General features: G+C 34.4%; 12 protein-coding genes. 4 read left to right on the top strand and 8 right to left on the bottom strand.

Annotated features, from left to right (window positions below; all coding sequences use genetic code 11):
• Positions 1–174 precede the first annotated feature (174 nt).
• Complete coding sequence (locus P0Y62_03115; protein WEK70547.1) at positions 175–2,019, top strand: alpha-L-fucosidase; 1,845 nt, start codon at positions 175–177, stop codon at positions 2,017–2,019.
• A gap of 62 nt (positions 2,020–2,081) precedes the next feature.
• Here P0Y62_03115 and P0Y62_03110 read toward each other — a convergent pair whose 3' ends face one another.
• From P0Y62_03110 to P0Y62_03080, 7 genes are all read right to left on the bottom strand, one after another.
• Positions 2,082–2,498, bottom strand: coding sequence for a nucleoside-diphosphate kinase (locus P0Y62_03110; GenBank protein ID WEK70546.1), 417 nt, complete (start codon positions 2,496–2,498; stop codon positions 2,082–2,084).
• 334 nt (positions 2,499–2,832) lie between these two features.
• Positions 2,833–3,759: a ribosome small subunit-dependent GTPase A gene (gene rsgA / locus P0Y62_03105; protein ID WEK70545.1), complete on the bottom strand. Its 927-nt coding sequence runs from the start codon at positions 3,757–3,759 to the stop codon at positions 2,833–2,835.
• Between the two features lie 127 nt (positions 3,760–3,886).
• Positions 3,887–4,966: a chorismate mutase gene (locus P0Y62_03100; GenBank protein WEK70544.1), complete on the bottom strand. Its 1,080-nt coding sequence runs from the start codon at positions 4,964–4,966 to the stop codon at positions 3,887–3,889.
• A 382-nt stretch (positions 4,967–5,348) separates the two neighbouring features.
• Positions 5,349–5,669: a hypothetical protein gene (locus tag P0Y62_03095; protein WEK70543.1), complete on the bottom strand. Its 321-nt coding sequence runs from the start codon at positions 5,667–5,669 to the stop codon at positions 5,349–5,351.
• A gap of 293 nt (positions 5,670–5,962) precedes the next feature.
• On the bottom strand, positions 5,963–7,048 hold the full coding sequence (dnaX, locus tag P0Y62_03090; GenBank protein WEK70542.1) for a DNA polymerase III subunit gamma/tau: 1,086 nt from the start codon (positions 7,046–7,048) through the stop codon (positions 5,963–5,965).
• 89 nt (positions 7,049–7,137) lie between these two features.
• Positions 7,138–7,776, bottom strand: coding sequence for a TetR/AcrR family transcriptional regulator (locus P0Y62_03085; protein WEK70541.1), 639 nt, complete (start codon positions 7,774–7,776; stop codon positions 7,138–7,140).
• Between the two features lie 5 nt (positions 7,777–7,781).
• The gene (locus tag P0Y62_03080; GenBank protein WEK70540.1) at positions 7,782–9,038 is read right to left on the bottom strand and encodes an aminotransferase class I/II-fold pyridoxal phosphate-dependent enzyme; all 1,257 of its coding nucleotides are present in this window, start codon (positions 9,036–9,038) and stop codon (positions 7,782–7,784) included.
• A 246-nt stretch (positions 9,039–9,284) separates the two neighbouring features.
• Between P0Y62_03080 and P0Y62_03075 the strand changes: the two genes are divergently transcribed.
• Positions 9,285–10,478, top strand: a complete 1,194-nt coding sequence (locus tag P0Y62_03075; GenBank protein WEK70539.1) for an MFS transporter — start codon at positions 9,285–9,287, stop codon at positions 10,476–10,478.
• Positions 10,479–10,747: 269 nt separating this feature from the next.
• Here the strand turns inward: P0Y62_03075 and P0Y62_03070 are convergent, their stop codons facing one another.
• Positions 10,748–11,917, bottom strand: coding sequence for a cytochrome c peroxidase (locus tag P0Y62_03070; GenBank protein ID WEK70538.1), 1,170 nt, complete (start codon positions 11,915–11,917; stop codon positions 10,748–10,750).
• Positions 11,918–12,109: 192 nt separating this feature from the next.
• On the opposite strand from P0Y62_03070, the gene P0Y62_03065 reads away from it, so the two are divergent.
• Both P0Y62_03065 and P0Y62_03060 read left to right on the top strand, forming a co-directional pair.
• Positions 12,110–12,607: a hypothetical protein gene (locus P0Y62_03065; protein WEK70537.1), complete on the top strand. Its 498-nt coding sequence runs from the start codon at positions 12,110–12,112 to the stop codon at positions 12,605–12,607.
• 301 nt (positions 12,608–12,908) lie between these two features.
• Positions 12,909–13,898, top strand: a complete 990-nt coding sequence (locus P0Y62_03060; GenBank protein ID WEK70536.1) for an SDR family oxidoreductase — start codon at positions 12,909–12,911, stop codon at positions 13,896–13,898.
• The last annotated feature ends 32 nt before the right edge of the window (positions 13,899–13,930 follow it).

The raw sequence follows: 13,930 nt of genomic DNA, 5'->3' as shown, positions 1-13,930 counted from the left end.
TTTAATATTGAATGGATTATTTCTTTCTAAATTCTGCTGTAAATCTCGCAAAAAAATTTAATCTAAGACACAGTAAAAACACGGAAATCACTCCAGTATTTTTACTGTATTTTTTTAATAAAAGGTTTATTTTACAACGTGGCTACTTTTCTTATTTTAGCTGAAAAATAAACAATGAAAAATAAATTGACCAAGATTTTTTTATTAAGCACAATCTTCACAACTTCCTACTTCAGCGCCCAAGACACGCCATCTGAAAACAAAAAAATGGAATGGTTTCAGGATGCTAAACTAGGAGTTTTTATTCACTGGGGGATTTATTCTGTAAATGGTATTTCTGAATCATGGTCATTTTTCAATAATTATATCAATCATGAAAACTATATGAAGCAGCTTAACGGGTTTTCTGCTTCGCAATACCATCCTGAAGACTGGGTGAAATTGATTAAAGATTCGGGAGCAAAGTATTCGGTAATTACCACAAAGCATCACGACGGTGTCGCTCTTTGGAATTCCAAGGCAGAAAAAGCAATAACTATCCCTAAAAATTCTTTAGCCCAAAAAGACGTATTAACACCTTTTGTAGCAGAGCTTAAAAAATCCGGTTTAAAAACAGGTCTCTACTACTCTCTTCCTGACTGGAGCCATCCTTATTATGATAGTAAGACCAGAACTGAAAAAAGATATAATATAAAAAACGATACTCAACGTTGGCAAAACTATATTAACTATTATCAAACTCAGCTCAATGAGCTTTCTTCTCAATATCAACCTGATCTTTTATGGTTTGATGGAGATTGGGAACACACCTCGCAAGAATGGCACGCTCCCGAAACTCTTGAAAATCTGAAAAAGTTCAACCCCAACATCATTATTAATTCAAGACTTAATGGTCATGGTGATTATGAAACTCCAGAGCAGGGAATTCCGGTAATCAGCCCAGAAAACGAATTTTGGGAACTTTGCTACACCATGAATGATTCATGGGGATTTCAGCCTTTTGACACGCACTATAAAACTCCCAATATGATTGTAAGAACATTCGCAGATGTAATTAGCATGGGGGGAAATTTATTATTGGATATCGGACCTAAATCAGATGGAAGCATTCCTAAAGAACAGATCGAAATTTTGAAAAATCTCGGAAGGTGGACTTCAAAATATCATGAAGCGGTTTACGGAACAAGAAAAGGTCTGCCTTTTGAGAATTACAAAGGAAAGTCTTCCATTTCAAAAGACAGAAAAAAATTATTCCTTTATCTCGAAGAAGCCAAAGATTTCACAAAAATTTACGGGTTAAACTCTAAGCCTGTATCTGCAAAAATTATTGGAGACAACAATGCTAAATTTGATTGTAAAGCGGACAACTTTGGAAATATTACTATTTATTTTTCAAAGGTAAAATTTGATCAGGATGCGACTGTAGTTGAACTTAATTTCAATGAAGAAATTAAGGTTTTCAAGACAATAAAAAAAGAAGAACCTTCCTTACAAAAAATTTTAGAGGATCAAAAAACTAAAAACGCTGCCTATGAAATTGCAGAGGAATTATACGACGGAAAAAACATTTTTAATAATTCAGGCTTAACCAATGACGGGCTCAACATGAAAATTCCAACCAGTTCAAAAACCAATAAGGAAACTTTAAACTGGATCAGCAAGCACGCCGAAGCTCTTTTTGAAACCGAAAAAGGTTTACCAGACGGACACTACTCCGGAATAAGCGCTCTTTCAAAAGACCAGCAGACGATTTATCTTTTTGTAGAAGGTACTCCAACCGGTCCTCTTGCATTAAAAGGAATTAAAAACGGAATTTCAAGAATCCGTATTGTAGGAGATGGCTCCATGATTAATCATAATATTTACAACAAGCTTTACTGGAGTGACACACCGGGAATTGTTTATATTGATATCCCAAAAGAAAGACTGGATAAAAATATGACTGTTATTGCTGTCTTACTTGATCAACCTATTGAGTTGTACCGTGAAAAGGTAAAAGCTATTGAAAGCAACTTATAATATGTATAAAAAAGAAAGTCCGGAGAAAATCTCCGGACTTTTTATTTTTTGAAATCTTTTTCTTAGAAAATTTCTCTTCCTGAAAAATGAAACTGAGCTTCAATAAGAGCGTTTTCATCAGAATCTGAACCATGCACAGCATTTTCTCCAATGCTTCTTGCGAACATTTTTCTGATTGTTCCTTCAGCAGCTTCAGCAGGATTTGTAGAACCAATTAAAGTTCTGAAATCTTCAACTGCATTTTCTTTTTCTAAAACAGCAGCTACGATCGGTCCTGAGCTCATAAATTCTACCAATTCTCCGTAGAACGGTCTTTCAGCGTGTACTTCATAGAATTTTTTAGCATCAGCAACAGTAAGCTGAGTCAATTTTAGAGCTTTGATTTTAAAGCCTCCTTCAGAGATTTTACCTAATATCGCACCGATATGTCCGTCTGCAACAGCGTCCGGCTTAATCATAGTGAATGTAATGTTAGACATAAATGTTATATTTTTTTTAAAGTGAGCAAAATTACAAAAAAATATCCGATTTTAATTTTAATTTTTTTTTAACATAAAATTAACTTTTTGAATAATTCGCAATCATTTTTTTGGCACAGTAATTGTTTATTCTATTCCGATTCTCATGTTTAATTTGAGTTTTCATGGTTATTAGTTTTTACCCAGCTTCGGCTGGGTTTTTTGTTATTAATAAACAAAAGTCATTTTTATTGATAATTTCGCAAAAATTCCAACAAATAAAAATATAATAAATCGACTATTGCTTCATTATCAAGCAACAATATAATAGAAGACGAAAAAATTTAAGATTAAATTATTTTAAAGAAGCTTCTTCTGCTTCATCCATCAGCTTCAAATAAGTAGAATATCGGGAATGTTGGATTTCCCCGGTCTCTAAACTGTCCAAAACGGCACATTTTGGCTCATTAATATGAAGGCAGTTATGATATTTGCATTCTTCTCTCTTTTTGAAAATTTCCGGAAAATAATGTTGCACTTCTTCTTTTTCAATATCAATCATGGCAAATTCACGAACTCCGGGTGTATCGATTACGTTTCCGCCAAAGTGCCAAAAATGCATTTGAGCAAAAGTTGTGGTGTGTTTTCCTTTTAAGTGGGTATCTGAAATCTCAGAAGTTTTTAAATTCAGCCCCGGCTGCAAAGCATTGACCAAAGTAGATTTTCCACATCCTGAATGTCCGAAAAATACAGAGGTTTTATCTTTAAGCAGATCCTGTAGCTGATCTAAATTTAATTTTGAATAGGAAGAAATTTCCAGAGAATCATATCCAATTTCGTTGTAAAGGAATTCTATATCTTTTACAATCTCAATTTCTTCTTCGTTGAGTACATCAATTTTATTGAATAAAATAAGCGGAGTTATATTGTAAGCTTCACAGCATGCCAAAAATCTATCAAGAAAACCTAAAGAGGTTTCAGGATGTTTTAAAGTAAAAATAAAACATGCCAGATCGATATTGGAAGCAATAATATGTGCTTCTTTTGAAAGGTTTACAGATTTTCTGATGAGATAATTTCTGCGAGGCTCTATTTTCGTAATCCACGCAATGTCATCCTGTTCCAGTTGAAATTCCACAAAATCTCCTACAGCAAGAGGATTGGTTAATCTGGTTTTAATCAATTTAAATTTTCCACGAATCCTGGCTTCAAAAATTTTTCCGGTTTCTAATTCTAAAACCTGATACCAACTTCCTGTAGATTTAATGACTTTTCCTTTCATAAACAATATTGCTGCAAATATAAGGAATTAGGAGATAGAAATAAGGCTTAGTATTTTAGAGAACCAGAATTGTTTACATTCCAACTCCCCTACAACTAAGCCTTATTTAATTAAAATCTAAAAACTACTATCTGTTGATCATAATATTATTCTGAACTTCAATAGATTCTTCATGAATTGCTTTGAAAACTTTTTCTATGAATTCCTGTGACATTCCTGTTTCCAGTGCTTTCTGAACAGCGTATTCGGTAATCACTTTCCAGCGTTCCGGCTGAAAAATCGCAATATCATTTTCTTTTTTAAGTTTACCGATTTTCTCGGAAATTTTCATTCTCTGAGAAAGCAGCTCAATCAATTGAAAATCAAGATCGGAGATCAATGTTCTGTGTCGTCCCATTTCTCCTTCAAATCCTGCCAAATCAGTACTTCTGACTTTTAAATTGCCAATCAGTTCCGCTAAAACTTCCGGTGTAATTTGCTGGGAAGCATCACTCCAAGCTTCATCAGGATTGCTGTGCGTTTCAATGATTGCTCCTTGATAACCTACATTCAGAGCTTCCTGTGTAATATCTGCCAAACCTGTTCGGTTTCCACAAATATGAGAAGGATCAATCAACATCGGAATATTAGGAAACTGGCTCTTAAAATCTAATGCGATCTGCCAGTTCGGATTGTTTCTGTATTTTGTTTTCTGGTAGGTAGAAAATCCTCTGTGGATCACTCCTAAATTGGTAATTCCCTGTCCTAAAAGCCTTTCTAAAGCTCCAATCCATAAAGCAAGATCCGGATTTACAGGATTTTTTACCAGAACTATTTTATCTGTTCCTCTTAAAGCCTGAGCAATTTCCTGAACTGTAAAAGGATTTACCGTAGAACGGGCACCGATCCATAGAATATCTACATCTGCTTCTAAAGCTGCAAAAACGTGATGCGCATTCGCTACCTCTGTAGCCGTTTTGAATCCATATTCTTCTTTTACTTTTTTCAGCCAGTTTAAACCAATTACCCCTACTCCTTCAAATCCGTTTGGCTTTGTTCTTGGTTTCCAGATTCCTGCACGAAAAATAGGCACCTGAGCTTTTGTTTCTTTAATTCTTTTGGCCGTCTCCAACATTTGAGCCTCACTTTCCGCACTGCATGGTCCGGCAATCATCATGGGTTGAGCGAAGTCATTAATCCACTCGTTTTTTAAATCTTTTAAGTTCATATCTTTATTCTATTGTATTCTTGTTTGTTTGTATCCATAGGAAATGCATTATAAAATTACTTTATAATTCTTTTCAAAAAATGCCGTTAAAGTTTTTAAAGGAATCAGGATTTAAATGAAAGATATTTCAGTATTCCTGTATTTTTTGAGAAAGAAATTCAGATTAGCAATACCAATAAAATCGGTAATAATTTCTGAAATTTCTAAAATAGGTAAACGAAAAGCTAAAATAACCGCTAAAATAATCAGCGGGTGCAAAAGTAGACTGGTAAGGTGTAAACAAATTTTTCATTGTTAAAGCGTCTATTTTCAGCTATTCTTTGTTAATTTATAGTTGTCGAAAAATGATTTTCCGTTCAAATATTTGACAAATATATAAAATTTATGTCAAATCAAACCTCATTAAATCATCAAGATCTTTCAAAAGAGGATTTTTTTCTATAAATTTTTCGAAGATTTTTCTTTTTGTCATCACTTCTACCTTGAGATTTTCGAAGTCTCTCTTATATTCAACCTCGATAGAATAGTTGTGGACTTTTCTTTTAAAATGGTTGAAAAACTCACCGCTTACTTTATCAAACTCTACTTTTGCAGAATCTGAAGGATAGGAAACCGTAATCTGATTTTCACCTGATTTAAACATTTTGAATGTTTTCACCGCATTGAAAATGAAAGAGTCTTTCTTCTGTAATTGTTTTAGCATCAGATTCCATTCCATCTGAAGATCAGTATCGGTAAAATGATGCTGCGGAAGATCTTCTGATTTTACCGCTACATTTTCGTCTACTTCTACTTTTTCTTCCCTAGTTAAAAAAGAATTAATACTGAACCCTGATGTAGAAGGACGTTTGGATAATGGCTTGGATGTTTTTACGATAACATTTTCTTCCTCCTGAACAGAAACGACGGCTTCAGCCTTTTTTTCTTTTATTTCCTGAGGTTGTGCCGGTACTGGAATTCTAACTTCTTGCTTTTCTTCAAGAAACGGAGCTAATATTATGAACTTTTTTTTTTTGTAACGTCACCATTAGCCGTTAAAGAAGCCAACTGCATTAAAGCGATTTCTACAGTAAGCCTAGGGTTTTTAGAATTTTTGTAATTAATATCTGCGTGATTACAAATTTCAATAGCATCTATTAATTGTTGTGCATTCCACTTTTGGGCCTGTTCTACAAACTTTATCTTTGTCTGCTCCCCGACTTCTATTAATTCTATCGTAGAGGCATTTTGAGCCATCATTAAATCTCTGAAATGATTTCCTAAGCCTGCAATAAAAATATGCGGATCAAATCCTTTTTTTACAATTTCGTTGAAAGAGAATAATACTTCTGGTATTTTATTTTCTTTAGCTAAATCAACAATATTAAGATATTGATCATAATCCAGAATATTCAATACTTCCGCAGCTTTAGCCAGCGTAATATTTTTTTGGGAAAAAGTAGAAAGCCTGTCAAAAATGGAAAGCGCATCTCTTAATGCTCCATCTGCTTTCTGAGCAATTAAGTATAAAGCGTCATCTTCATATTGCACACTTTCTTTCTGAGCAATATTCCTAAGATGCCCCTGAATACCTTCAATGGTAATTCTTTTGAAATCATAAATCTGGCAACGGGATAAAATTGTAGGAATGATTTTGTGTTTCTCCGTGGTTGCCAAAATAAATATCGCATGAGCAGGCGGCTCTTCCAATGTTTTAAGAAAAGCATTAAAAGCTGCAGAAGACAGCATATGAACCTCGTCGATAATATATACTTTATATTTACCAACCTGAGGAGCAAAGCGAACCTGATCTATTAATTCTCTGATATCATCTACAGAGTTATTAGACGCGGCATCTAATTCATAGATATTATACGCAAAACCATCTTCTGAAACAGAACCGTCTTTTTCATTGATCTTTCTAGCCAGAATTCTTGCACAAGTCGTTTTTCCAACTCCTCTAGGTCCGCAAAAAAGCAGAGCCTGAGCCAATTGGTTTTCCTCGATTGCATGCTCTAAAGTATCTGTAATATGAGATTGCCCAACAACGGTATCAAACTCTTGTGGGCGGTACTTTCTTGCAGATACAATAAAATTTTCCATTGGTCAAAAATAAGAAATAAAGTTTTAATCTGAAAGCGTAAAGGTTTCAAATTATCCACAAATTATTTTCTTACAAAAAAACAATAGTTTTATTTTTGTTTTTTCTGGTAGGCATAATCAATAATATCAGCGATAGCTTTTTCAATTTCCTGTCTTCCTTCGTCTGTTTTCAAATCGATACCACAGAATTTGCTGGCATTATGCCCTGTATAAAGATTTAAATAATAAGCACCGGAAACAAGAAGCGCAGCAATCGCCCTGTATCTTACCGAATCCTCCGGACCGAAATAAGGATCTACTATATTAGTAAAAAGCATCTCTCCCATTTCTTCTCTTTCGTCCGCAATTTTCTTAAGGATAGGCTTGCTTTCAGAAAGCCCCCAAAGTATAATTTTCTGAAGTTCTTTATTTTTTTTCAGGTTTTCATATTGGCTAAGAATAGCAATTTTAGACAATTCTTTACCGCCATCTGAAATGTCAACTTCCACATTATCCTGGCTCACTCTGCTCAAATAATCCTGAGATTTGATATACTCATCAATAAGCTTATCGGTGCTTCCGAAATATTCATAGATCAGTTTTTTATCAAATCCAGCGACTGCAGCAATTTTACTTACTTTCAGTCCTGAATAGCCTTTTACTCTCAAAATTTTTCCAACTGCGGCTAATAGTTTTTGTTTGGTCTTTTCTTTATCTCTGATAGGACCTTGTACAACTTTTCTAGGCATGTTTATTATTTTTTTGCAATATGCAATTTATTTTTTATATCCTCAAACGCACTCAACGTTTTGTCAAGATGCTCTTTTTCGTGTGTTGCAGTGATACTCATTCTTATACGAGCATCTTTTCTCGCTACTGCGGGATATATTATCGGATTGGTATAGATTCCGCGATCTAAAAGAAGCTTCCCTGCATCTCCGGTAATATGCGGATCTCCAATTTTAACAGGTATTACAGCAGAACAAGTCGTTCCTGTATCTAACCCCATATCATCTAATCCTTTTTTGAAATAATTGATATTATCCCACAGCTTTAAACGCCAATGCGGCTCTTCATCTATTAGTTCAATAGCTTTAATGATTCCTGTAGCAGTAGGAGGCGGAGTTGTTGCTGAAAATATTTGCTGACGGGATTGAAATCTGATAAAATTAGTCAGCTTTTTATTAGCAATAACATATCCTCCAAGATTCCCAAATGTCTTACTGAATGTTCCTGTAATAATATCAATTTTATCCAGTAACCCAGTATCTTCAATCGTTCCTCTCCCTGTTTTTCCTAAAATTCCCACTCCATGAACATCGTCAATCATTAAGTAGGCGTTATATTTTTTCACCAATTGATATATTGCTTCGATTGGTGATGTATCTCCATCCTGGGAGTACACTCCATCAATCACTACCAATTTGGTACGGTATTTATTTTCTGAGCTCTTTAAAATTTGCTCTAAAGCTTCCAAATTATTGTGCGGAAATGTTTTCCTATTGGTAAGAATACACCCTTCATACACACTTGCATGCACCCCCATGTCTACAATGGCAATATCTTCTTTTTGAAGCAATATCTGTAATGTGGCGCTATTTGCAGTATATCCGGTAGTAAAAATTACAGCTTCGTCTTGCGACCTTCCAAAAAAAGAAGCTATTTTTTCTTCCAAATCCTTGTGATACGAATAATATCCTCCAATAAGAGGAGTCGCTGCAGTACCTGCACCAAATTGTTCAATTCCTTCAATAGCCGCCTGCTTTACTTTAGGATGCTGTGTAAAGCCTAAGTAATCACTGGTAACAAAACTAATAAACTCTTTAGTCGTATTTCCCGCAGTAACACTCATTACCGAACTGCATCCTGTATTATTCTGTAATCTATAACGATGTCCATTAGATTTCATATAATCTAAGAAGTCATAATAGGCATCAGCACGATCCATCATATCCAGACCTGGAATATTTTCAAAATCTTTGAAAGTTGCCGTTGTAAAATCTATGTTCATTTTTAGTTATTAGTTTGTGGAGTTATTTACTGCAAATATATGATTTATAGTTATATATTTATATTTAATTCACAAAAATATATAAATATTTTTTTCCACAGTCACAGCACTGTTTCTTTTTAGATTATCTTTTACTTTAAAAATTAAATCCACATTCAGTTCTATCAATAGATTTCATCACACCTACCCACTTTTATTAGTAAGAAATTTGTAATTTTCAAATCTATTATTTGGGTACAGTATATTATGATGAGCAACTTAGAAAAAGCAAGCAAGAACAGCTCCAGATTTAAACATATTAAAATAGGCATATTCTTATCAGGTCTTTCTGTATTCGCCCAACTTTACCTCTTTCAGCCGCTTCTTCCTTTAATAAGTGAATATTTTAATGCAGGAGCGGGAAATAGTTCTCTTCTGGTATCTTCTACTACTATCGGAATGGCAACAGGCCTTTTCTTCTTTGCTTTTAAAGCTGATGCCTATCCAAGAAAAAAGCTTATGGTATTCTCCCTACTTTCTTCCGCACTTTTAACTTTTATCTCTACATGGATTCCCAGTCTTGAAATTTTAATTGGGATTGGCTTTTTAAAAGGTTTTTTAGTTTCAGGGGTTTCGGCAGTTGCTCTCGCCTATCTTACCGAAGAAGTTGAAATATCTTCTGTTGCACTTGCTATTAGTATGTATCTGAGCGGAAATACTATTGGAGGAATGAGCGGAAGAATTTCTACAACGATTCTTTCAGGGGAATATGGATGGAAAACAGCCGTTATGATTATTGGAATAGCAAGTCTCATATTAGGATTAAGTTTCTGGAAGATTTTTCCAAGCTCTCGTTTTTTTCATCCTCAAAAAACAGATTATTCTTTAAAAATAAAACAAATGAGAAAGTTTCTTTCGGATCCTTTTCTCTTATCTTTATTCTGTATTGCTGCTCTTATTATGGGAACTTTTGTGAGCATCTATAACTATTTAAGTTTCCGGCTGGAAGCTCCACCATTCTCTTTGAGTCACTATTTTATAGCCTTAATTTTCTTAATGTATATTTTCGGAGTTTTCGGAACGATGCTTACCAGCTATTTGTCAAAACACTATGAGAAAAGAAACATCCTGAAGTCATTCATTTTAATTATGTTTGCTTCTTTATTGTTTTTCTATTTGAAAAATATTTATCTGGTCATATTCGGTTTAGCATTATTTACCCTATCCTTTTTCTCTGCCCACACCATGGCAAGTCAAATGGTTGCTATTCGTGCAAAATTCGGGAAATCTTCTGCTACATCTTTGTATTGGTTATTTTATTATTTCGGTTCCAGTATCTTAGGAAGTGGCACCGGATATTTACTGCATGCCACTTCTTGGAATATATTCGTAAGCCTACTCGCTTCTACTCTTTTCATCGCATTTTTACTAGCCGGAAAACTTATTACGTCTCATAAATAATCTTCTTTTCTCCTGAATTAATTAAGCCACAACATATTTTTCCAGCAGGAAATGAACATGTTAGAATCTTTCATCAATTAATTTTACGAAAAATCACAAATTTGTGGGATTTCAGGCATAGTATTTGCAACGTGTTGTACAAATAAGTTTATAAAACATAAAGACAAAATTTTGAATTTATAGATTGTAAGCACCCAAATCTTAATTATATATTTCATTTACGAAAAACCTACAATGGTAATCATTGTGGGTTTTGTTTTTTTATATTGTTACCGAGGCAAAACGGGAGGCGAAATCCGCTGATTTTTTGTTGATAATGTTCTTATAAAGGCTTCTAATTGTACAATTTCATCATCTGTCAGATCAAGAAGTCTTAGCATATCAGATTTATGAGAAGTCAGTTCCACTCCATTATATATAGTAGTCCGATTTTTATAGGGTTCCGGGTTTCCTTTATTATATATCTGAATAATATCTGTTAAAGATGTAAAAGATCCATTATGCATCCATGGTCCGGTTCTTACAACTTCCCGCAAACTAGGTACACGAAACTTGCCCACATCTTCAGGCTTTTTAGTTACCAAATATCTTCCTAAGTCTTCTTGTTCGGAGCCCAGCAAAGAGGTTCCTATATTTTCAAAACGATTATTTGAAAAATATCCTGAGTTATGACAATTGATACATTGTGCCTTGGTACGGAATAGATGTAATCCCATTACTTCATCATCGGTAAAGAGATTAATTTCACCATCGATGAAACGGTCAAATTTACTTGGAAAGCTTCTTATAGTTCTTTCAAAGGTGGCAATTGCTTTGGCTATTTTCTCTTTTGTTATCGCCTTATCTCCAAAAGCTTTTTCAAAAAGGGTTTCATATCCTTTAATTTTAGCAATTTTTCCAACTGCCATATCCACATGCCCACTCATCTCTTTTTGATCCTGAATAGGCATCTGAGACTGTTCTTCTAAAGAACCAGCACGTCCATCCCAAAATAAAGAAGTTGCATACGCCGTGTTTAAGATACTCATTGCATTCCTAGTTCCTAATTGTCTGTCGTGTCCAAAAGAAATCATTCTATTATCACACCATCCCAATTCAGGATCATGGCAAGAAGCACAGGCAATTTGATTAGAACCTGAAAGCCTCGGATCATAAAAAAGGATTTTTCCCAACACTGCTTTTTCGGGAGAATATGTATTATCCCTCGGAAACTCTATTTCTGGAAGATGTCCAATTTCTGAAAAATACGGTTTAGCCTCTTCATCCAGCATCGGAACAGGCCATTTTGAAGTATCTCCGGAAGAATACAATTCCCTAAGCTTGGCAATGAAAGATTTTTTTCCGCTGATTTCTTTCTGAACCTTATTATTATTCAGACAATTGTTTAACAGTGAAACAGTAAGAAATAAAACTAAAAACCAGCTTAGTACATTCTTCATTTTCCGATGAATTTCAACAAAAATAGGGATTAATTTTATTTCGAAACTATCCGGATCATTAACAGTCTAAAAAATCAAAAACAAACAATTAATAATCAACAAATTAAAATAAATACACTATTATTTACCAATGAGACTTGATAAAATGAATAAAAATATTAATTTTAATTTTTTTTAAATGACCTTGTAACTATGCAGCATGATGCGTCTCATAAGCTGATCCCGATGACTACGTTCGTCTTAGAATATTATTCCCATGAAGGATATGCAGATCTTCAAACATTAAAACTGATGAAGAACTATGCTAATTTCTTAAAAAAGCCTTTACGCCTAGGAATGTTTGTTCCTGTGGACCAGCAAGGAAATGTTTTAAAGGAACCTAAAAACTACACTTCTTGGAAAACTCTTGAACACAACAGCAAGGGAGAAACAAATGATATTACCTTATTTGAAGAATACAGAATATACCAGGCTGCAGAGCAACAATGCCTGTTTAAAGATTTTAAAGTAGATTATAACGGCTATTCCCGCGTGAGAATAGTTGCAACCTATAATACTTCCATCGAATTGTCCTTTAATAAAAATGATCTTAGTTTCTCATCTTTTCAGGATGTGGAATCACTTACTTCGTTTGATGAGATCTATTTAACCCGAACAGCCTTACGAATGATCGGGATAAAAAAGAAATAGGCTATTTCATTTTATCTTTCCTGTTTTCCGGGATAAACAAAAAAATCCTCAGAAATTCTGAGGATAAAAACTAATAACCATGAAAACTCAAATTAAACATGAGTTATATATCCTTATTAAAATTCTGTGCCAAAAACTTTAGACATTCATTTTTTTAGGAATAATTAAGATTATTTAAGAAAAAATAATAAAATCTTTTTATCAGAGCTTGTTACTTTGTTTTAGGATGAATAATGTTTAAATACTTCTTGGCATAATAATAGGTTGATTACTAGTATCAAACCAAAAAACCAATCATAAAATGAAATCAGTAGATCTATTACAGAAAACTTTAAAAGGGAAAACCGTCGTCATTACCGGAGGAAGTAGTGGTATAGGACGGGCGATTGCAGAAGCTTTTGCTTTAGAAGGCTGCAATATCGTAGTTGCCGCAAGAGGAAAAGAAGGCCTGGACGAAACCGTAAGCCTGTGCAGGGATCTTGAAGTAGCAGCAATGGCCGTATCTACAGATGTTTCCATAGCTGAAGATGTCCGAAATCTCACCAATAAAGCTTTACAATTTAACGGAAGAATTGATATTTGGGTCAACAATGCAGGAGTAATGGCGAGTGGAAAGTTTGAAGAAATTCCTATAGAGCTGAACGAGCAGGTGATAAAGACGAATCTGTTCGGTTATATGCATGGTGCCTATAGTGTTTTACCTATTTTCAAGAAACAGCAGGAAGGTATTCTTATCAATAATATCTCGATCGGCGGTTTTATGCCCGCTCCATATAGTGCCGCTTATTCTTCTGCAAAATTCGGAATCCGCGGAATGATGGAATGCCTGCACGGAGAACTCTCTGATTTCCCGCATATTCATATTTGTAATCTTTATCCGCAAATTCAAAGATCAACCGGCAATATGCATTCTGCCAAGTACTCCGGATTGGATTTTAAAATCCCCCCATTTGCAGCAGACCCGAGAGATACTGCCGCAAGCATTGTTCAACTTGCAAAGCAGCCTAAAAAGGAGTTTTTCCCTGATTTTACTTCTATATTTCTTAAAAATGTATATGGATTATTTCCTAAAACAATTATGAATACCGCTTCTGGAGCGATGAGACTATTAATGAAAGTAAAAAAGGCCCCCAATGATTCAGGAAATGTTCTGACTCCGTCATCTGAGCCCCATCGAATTTATGGTGAAACCATGCTTCCTGTACTTTCAAGAAAAACCACTATGGCTGTTTTTGCAGGAATGGGATTAGGTTTGGCTTATATGCTTTTCACATCCAGATCTTCGAAATAATACAATATAATTTTAATATAAATAGAAACGGA

The organism is Candidatus Chryseobacterium colombiense, from assembly GCA_029203185.1.
GTDB classification, from domain to species: Bacteria; Bacteroidota; Bacteroidia; order Flavobacteriales; family Weeksellaceae; genus Chryseobacterium; species Chryseobacterium colombiense.
The sequence above is the reverse complement of the archived record's forward strand: the minus strand, read 5'-3'. Positions and strand labels throughout refer to the sequence as shown.

Coding starts and splice junctions, on each gene's coding strand:
- P0Y62_03115 (WEK70547.1), top strand. CDS start 175: ATGAAAAATAAATTGACCAAGATTTTTTTATTAAGCACAATCTTCACA.
- P0Y62_03110 (WEK70546.1), bottom strand. CDS start 2,498: ATGTCTAACATTACATTCACTATGATTAAGCCGGACGCTGTTGCAGAC.
- P0Y62_03080 (WEK70540.1), bottom strand. CDS start 9,038: ATGAACATAGATTTTACAACGGCAACTTTCAAAGATTTTGAAAATATT.
- rsgA (WEK70545.1), bottom strand. CDS start 3,759: ATGAAAGGAAAAGTCATTAAATCTACAGGAAGTTGGTATCAGGTTTTA.
- P0Y62_03095 (WEK70543.1), bottom strand. CDS start 5,669: ATGCTAAAACAATTACAGAAGAAAGACTCTTTCATTTTCAATGCGGTG.
- P0Y62_03070 (WEK70538.1), bottom strand. CDS start 11,917: ATGAAGAATGTACTAAGCTGGTTTTTAGTTTTATTTCTTACTGTTTCA.
- P0Y62_03075 (WEK70539.1), top strand. CDS start 9,285: ATGATGAGCAACTTAGAAAAAGCAAGCAAGAACAGCTCCAGATTTAAA.
- P0Y62_03065 (WEK70537.1), top strand. CDS start 12,110: ATGCAGCATGATGCGTCTCATAAGCTGATCCCGATGACTACGTTCGTC.
- P0Y62_03100 (WEK70544.1), bottom strand. CDS start 4,966: ATGAACTTAAAAGATTTAAAAAACGAGTGGATTAATGACTTCGCTCAA.
- dnaX (WEK70542.1), bottom strand. CDS start 7,048: ATGGAAAATTTTATTGTATCTGCAAGAAAGTACCGCCCACAAGAGTTT.
- P0Y62_03060 (WEK70536.1), top strand. CDS start 12,909: ATGAAATCAGTAGATCTATTACAGAAAACTTTAAAAGGGAAAACCGTC.
- P0Y62_03085 (WEK70541.1), bottom strand. CDS start 7,776: ATGCCTAGAAAAGTTGTACAAGGTCCTATCAGAGATAAAGAAAAGACC.